Source organism: Ralstonia sp. RL (assembly GCF_001683835.1).
Lineage (GTDB): Bacteria > Pseudomonadota > Gammaproteobacteria > Burkholderiales > Burkholderiaceae > Ralstonia > Ralstonia mannitolilytica.
This window is the reverse complement of sequence record NZ_LWRX01000105.1, coordinates 1-4,839: the sequence shown is the minus strand read 5'-3', so window position 1 is coordinate 4,839 and position 4,839 is coordinate 1. Positions and strand designations below refer to the sequence as shown.

General features: G+C 64.3%; 6 protein-coding genes. 3 read left to right on the top strand and 3 right to left on the bottom strand.

The genetic code is table 11. The features are described from left to right. Together A6M56_RS10100 and A6M56_RS10095 are read right to left on the bottom strand one after the other, a co-directional pair. The coding region (locus A6M56_RS10100) for a 1-acyl-sn-glycerol-3-phosphate acyltransferase (protein WP_286758105.1) at window positions 1–587 on the bottom strand (587 nt) is incomplete at its 3' end. A gap of 169 nt (window positions 588–756) precedes the next feature. Next, on the bottom strand, window positions 757–909 hold the full coding sequence (locus A6M56_RS10095; protein WP_286758104.1) for a hypothetical protein: 153 nt from the start codon (window positions 907–909) through the stop codon (window positions 757–759). A 362-nt stretch (window positions 910–1,271) separates the two neighbouring features. On the opposite strand from A6M56_RS10095, the gene A6M56_RS10090 reads away from it, so the two are divergent. Together A6M56_RS10090 and A6M56_RS10085 are read left to right on the top strand one after the other, a co-directional pair. Beyond that, window positions 1,272–2,399, top strand: a complete 1,128-nt coding sequence (locus tag A6M56_RS10090; protein ID WP_286758103.1) for an NHL repeat-containing protein — start codon at window positions 1,272–1,274, stop codon at window positions 2,397–2,399. 63 nt (window positions 2,400–2,462) lie between these two features. Further along, on the top strand, window positions 2,463–3,029 hold the full coding sequence (locus tag A6M56_RS10085) for an NnrU family protein (RefSeq protein WP_286758102.1): 567 nt from the start codon (window positions 2,463–2,465) through the stop codon (window positions 3,027–3,029). Window positions 3,030–3,036: 7 nt separating this feature from the next. Here the strand turns inward: A6M56_RS10085 and A6M56_RS10080 are convergent, their stop codons facing one another. Next, window positions 3,037–3,933, bottom strand: coding sequence for a LysR family transcriptional regulator (locus A6M56_RS10080; RefSeq protein WP_286758101.1), 897 nt, complete (start codon window positions 3,931–3,933; stop codon window positions 3,037–3,039). A gap of 91 nt (window positions 3,934–4,024) precedes the next feature. Here A6M56_RS10080 and A6M56_RS10075 point away from each other — a divergent pair. Beyond that, on the top strand, window positions 4,025–4,839 hold an 815-nt coding region (locus tag A6M56_RS10075; protein ID WP_286758100.1), incomplete at its 3' end, for an enolase C-terminal domain-like protein.

The following is a 4,839-nucleotide window of genomic DNA, read 5'->3' as shown; positions in this document are numbered from 1 at the left end:
GACGCGCATTCCGGCTTCAACCCATGGCATTGGCTATACACCCTGCGGATGCACGCCAGGTCGGTTTCCCGGTCGCCGGTCATCATCGCATAGTCGACCAGCCTGATCTCCTTGTTACGGAAATCGAAGGTCGCCATCCCGAGCGGCACGCCGGCCGTCAGCGCGATGTAATAAAAGCCGCTGCGCCAGCTGTCGCGGTACTTGCGCGTGCCTTCCGGCGCCAGCGCCAGCCAGTAATGATCGGCCGCGCGGATGCGTTGCGCCAGCCGCTCGATCGCCCCGGTCGAGGCGCCGCGCTCCACCGGCTCGCAACCGGCGGCGCGCAGGATCGGCCCCAGCGTCAGGCCGCAGATGCCGCGAAACAGCGCTTCCTTGCCCAGCCAGCGAAACGGCACGCCGACCGCCCATTTGGCCAGCAGGCCGACGACCACGTCCCAGTTGGAGGTATGCGGATAGACGATCAGCACGCCGCGCGGGCCGGGCAGGGGCGCGAAATGGATGCGCCAGCCGAACAGGGCCAGCGTACGCACCGCAAAGCGTTGCAACGGCGTGGAGACATGACGGGGGGTGAGGAGGTGATCGGACATGATTCGGCACATGAGAGGCAGATTATTATGCCTCTAATCGGCCGAAATGTTGATATTGGGAAATTTACAACCCGGCTTGGCGCGGCAGGCCGGCTATGCCAGCCACACGGGCCGTGCGCCTCGGCCCGTGCCGCTTTCGGGCGCGCTGCGGAATGCGGAATGCGGACGCTTACGGCAGGAAGTTGTTGAGCGCCTCCTGCGACTCCGATAGCGCTTCGGGAATGTGGTCGATCGCGTCCAGCTCCAGTATCGCGATGACGAATGTGCCGAGAATCGATCCGGCGGTCAGGACCGTCAGCAGCAGAATAATGGTTGAAGTCATTGCGCTCTCCTCCTCCCGGTTGGCCCGTGTTTTCTCCATTAAAGTCCCTGGGAGGCGAAACGGATTGCGCTTTCTCAATCGCGGTGCGTAATCCGGCAGGCGACGTTTTTCCCCTTTAGAACGATCAATATGCGGCAGCGGTCGGCGACTATGGTGATCTACGAGGGGCGCAGGGGCCGAACTTCAGGCTGTCGCGCCCAAAGCCGTCGGGGGCCTGTATGGAACGCGCTGATATCGCCGTAATCGCCTTTTTCGTGGTCTTGACTATCGCCACTGTCGCCGCGGTATTCGTGATCCCGCACTGATCGACGCGCCGGGGCGGGCGCAGTAGGCGCTTACCTTGCGATGGCGGCGGATGTGGCGTGCCGCGCGCCGGATGCACGAACGTTCGTTCCCGCCTTGGCAGGAGACCGTATTGCAGGCGGCCGTATTGCAGGCGGCCGTATTGCAGGCGGATTAGAGCCCGCACTCGAAGCAACGCCGGCCACCGGCCCGGTCAACAGCGGCGCGGCCAGACGATGATAAAAACGCAGGCGGGAAAATCCCCATGCCATATCATCGTTCAATTCAAGGAGACCATCATCAAAACGCCGACCATCCTCGCCGCCGCCATGCTCATGCTTGCCTCGTTCGCCCATGCCGAGCCGGCGGCCACCAATGTCAAGCATGCCGAAAACACGATCCAGACCGGCAACCAGCGCCTGTTCGCCTCCGCCGACGGCGCCTTTTACGAACTCACCCTCGGCAGCGCCGGCTGGAGCAAGGCGCAGGTGCCGGTCCGCTTCAGAGACGGCGTGGCGCGTTCCTGCTACTTCCTCGGCATCGCCGAAAGCGCCGGCATGGTGTACACGATGTGCACCGAGGACTCGCTCAATCCGCTGGCGAAAAAACATCTGTTCGGCCTGAATACCGCGCAGCCCGCCCAGCTGACGGAGGTCGGCGAGCTGAAGAACATGGCGCTGCCCAACGGCCTGGCGGCCGACGGCAACGGCAACCTGTATGCGGCCGACAGCGGCTGGCCCCTGTTGCCCGGCACGCTACAGAAGATCACGCTGGCCGGGCCCTATGCGATCGCCTCCCAGACCACCTTCCACCGCTTCGTGCTGTGCAAGCCGAACGGCGTGCGCTATGCGAACGGCAAGCTGTACGTCAGCACCAACCCGTTCAGCTATCTCGGCCTGTCGCAGCTGCTGCGCTACGATCTCGGCGCGAACGGCCTGTCCAACCAGACGCAGATCTACAGCTCGCTGGCCTTCCTGGACGATTTCGCGCTGGTGGACGGCGGCGCGGTCGTGGCGGAATTCCTCGGCGCGCGCATCGTGCACATCAACGAAAACGGCGGCGAGCTGCACCAGGCCACCTTTTCACAACCGACCTCGGTGACGCTGCTGACCGCGACGCAATTCGGCAGCGGCAGCCTGCTGGTGACGCAGCGCAATGTCGGCGACATCCAGCATTTCGCCAACAGCTGGGGCTTGCGGCCGCGCTGAGGCAGGCGCAGGCAGCCGTGGCGTGGGTTCAAGCCAATCTGAAGGAAATGAAGGAGAGCCGCAATGACGATGCTGATACTCGGACTGGTCTTGTTTTTCGGCATTCACCTGCTGCCGGTGGCGACGCCTTTCAGAAACAGGCTGTTCGACACCCTGGGCGAAGGCAAGTACAAGGGCATGTTTTCGCTCCTGTCCGCCATCGGGCTGGCGCTGATCGTGCTCGGGTACGCACGCGCGCCGAGCCAGCCGCAGCTGTTCGCGCCGTCCGCCACGGCGATCATGCTCGCGCCGTTGGCGATGGTCGCCAGTTTCATTCTGCTGGCAGCGGCCAACATGAAAACCCACATCCGCCGCATCGTGCGCCATCCGATGCTGATCGGCGTGGGCCTCTGGGCCGCGGTTCACCTGCTTGCCAATGGCGAGGCGAAGGCGACCATTCTGTTCGGTTCCTTCCTCGCGTATGCGGTGATCGACCTGATTTCGGCCGTGGCGCGGCACGCAGTGAAATCGTTCACGCCGGTCGCGCGCCAGGATGCGATCGCGGTCGTGGCGGGCACGGCGCTGGCGCTATTGGTGATGACCTTCCACCGCACGCTGTTCGGGGCGGCGGCGGTGAGCTGGGGCATGTAGCGCAAACCTACTTGCCGTTGAGGCGCTCGACCAGGAAATCGATGAAGGCGCGCACCTTGGCCGGCAGGTTGCGCCGGCTCGGGTAGTACACGAACAGGTCGGCCGGCGCCGGCTTGTAGTCCTTGAGCACCACCTGCAGGCGGCCGCTTTCCAGGTGGCGCGCCACATCCCATTCCGAGCGCAGCAGGATGCCGTGGCCGTCGAGCGCCCAGTTCTGCACCACGTCGCCGTCGTTGCTCGACAGGTTGCCTTCGACCTTCACCGTTTCCGTCTTGCGCCCCTTGGTCAGGCGCCAGATGCCGTGCGCGTCGTCGTTCTGCCGGTGGATGATGCAGCGGTGCTGCGCCAGGTCGTGCGGCGTCTTCGGCTCGCCGTACTGTTTCAGATAGGCGGGCGCCGCGCACAGGAAGCGCCGGTTCGCCATCACCTTGCGCGCCGACAGGCGCGAGTCGGGCAGCTCGCCGAAACGGATGCCCAGGTCGAAGGCTTCCTCCACCAGGTTCAGCGGACGGTCGGTCAGCTGCAGCTGCACCTCGACGTCCGGATAGCGCCGCGCAAACGCGGAAACCAGCGGCGCCACCGTGATGCGGCCGAAGCCGAGCGTGGCATTGATGCGCAATAGCCCCTTGGGCGCGTCGCGCGTGCTGGCGACCTGCTCCTCCATCTCGCGGATCTCGTCCAGGATGCGGCTGGCGTGCGCGAGATACAGCGCGCCTTCGTTGGTCAGGCTCACCGTGCGCGTGGTGCGGTTGACCAGGCGCACGCCCAGACGCTGCTCCAGTTGCGCCAGGCGCTTGGTGACGGCCGGCGGCGTGATGTTGAGCTCGCGCGCGGTGGCCGACAGGCTGGCTTTTTTGGCAAGCAGCACGAAGAACGCGAGTTCGGAAGAGGTGTCGTATTTCACTGCAGGTTAATAATGGATTGCGCGGCGGTGAATTATAGAACGCCTGTTCTTGCGTATGCTGGCGCCTGGTTCCATGCACCGGAGCACCGCCATGAAGATTGTTGAAATCCGCGAAAAAACCATTCCGATCAGCTCGTCGATCCGCAATGCGTACATCGACTTTTCCAAGATGACCTTGAGCCTGGTGGCGGTCATCACCGACGTCATCCGCGACGGCAAGCCCGTGGTCGGCTACGGCTTCAATTCCAACGGCCGCTACGGCCAGGGCAGCCTGATGCGCGAGCGCTTCATCCCGCGCATCCTGCAGGCCGACCCGGCGTCCCTCATCAACGACGCCGGCACCAACCTCGATCCGCACAAGATCTGGAAGTGCATGTTCACCAATGAAAAGCCGGGCGGCCACGGCGAGCGCTCGGTGGCGATCGGCACCATCGACATGGCGGTGTGGGATGCGGTGGCGAAGATCGAGAACAAGCCGCTGTTCCGCCTGCTGGCCGAGCGCTACAACCATGGCCGGTTCAACAGGAAGGTGTTCGTGTACGCGGCCGGCGGCTACTACCATCCGGGCCAGGACCTGAATGCGCTGAAGGACGAGATGCGCAGCTACATCGACCGCGGCTACACGGTGGTGAAGAAGAAGATCGGCGGCGCGTCGCTGGACGAGGACCTGCGCCGCATCGACGCGATCCTGTCGGTGCTGGGCGACGGCCAGAAGCTCGCGGTGGATGCCAACGGCCGCTTCGACCTCGATACCGCGATCGCCTATGCGAAAGCGCTGTCGCAGTACGACCTGTTCTGGTACGAGGAGGCGGGCGATCCGCTCGACTTCGAGCTGCAGGCGGTGCTGCGCAGCTACTACGACAAGCCGATGGCGACCGGCGAGAACCTGTTCTCGATGCAGGATGC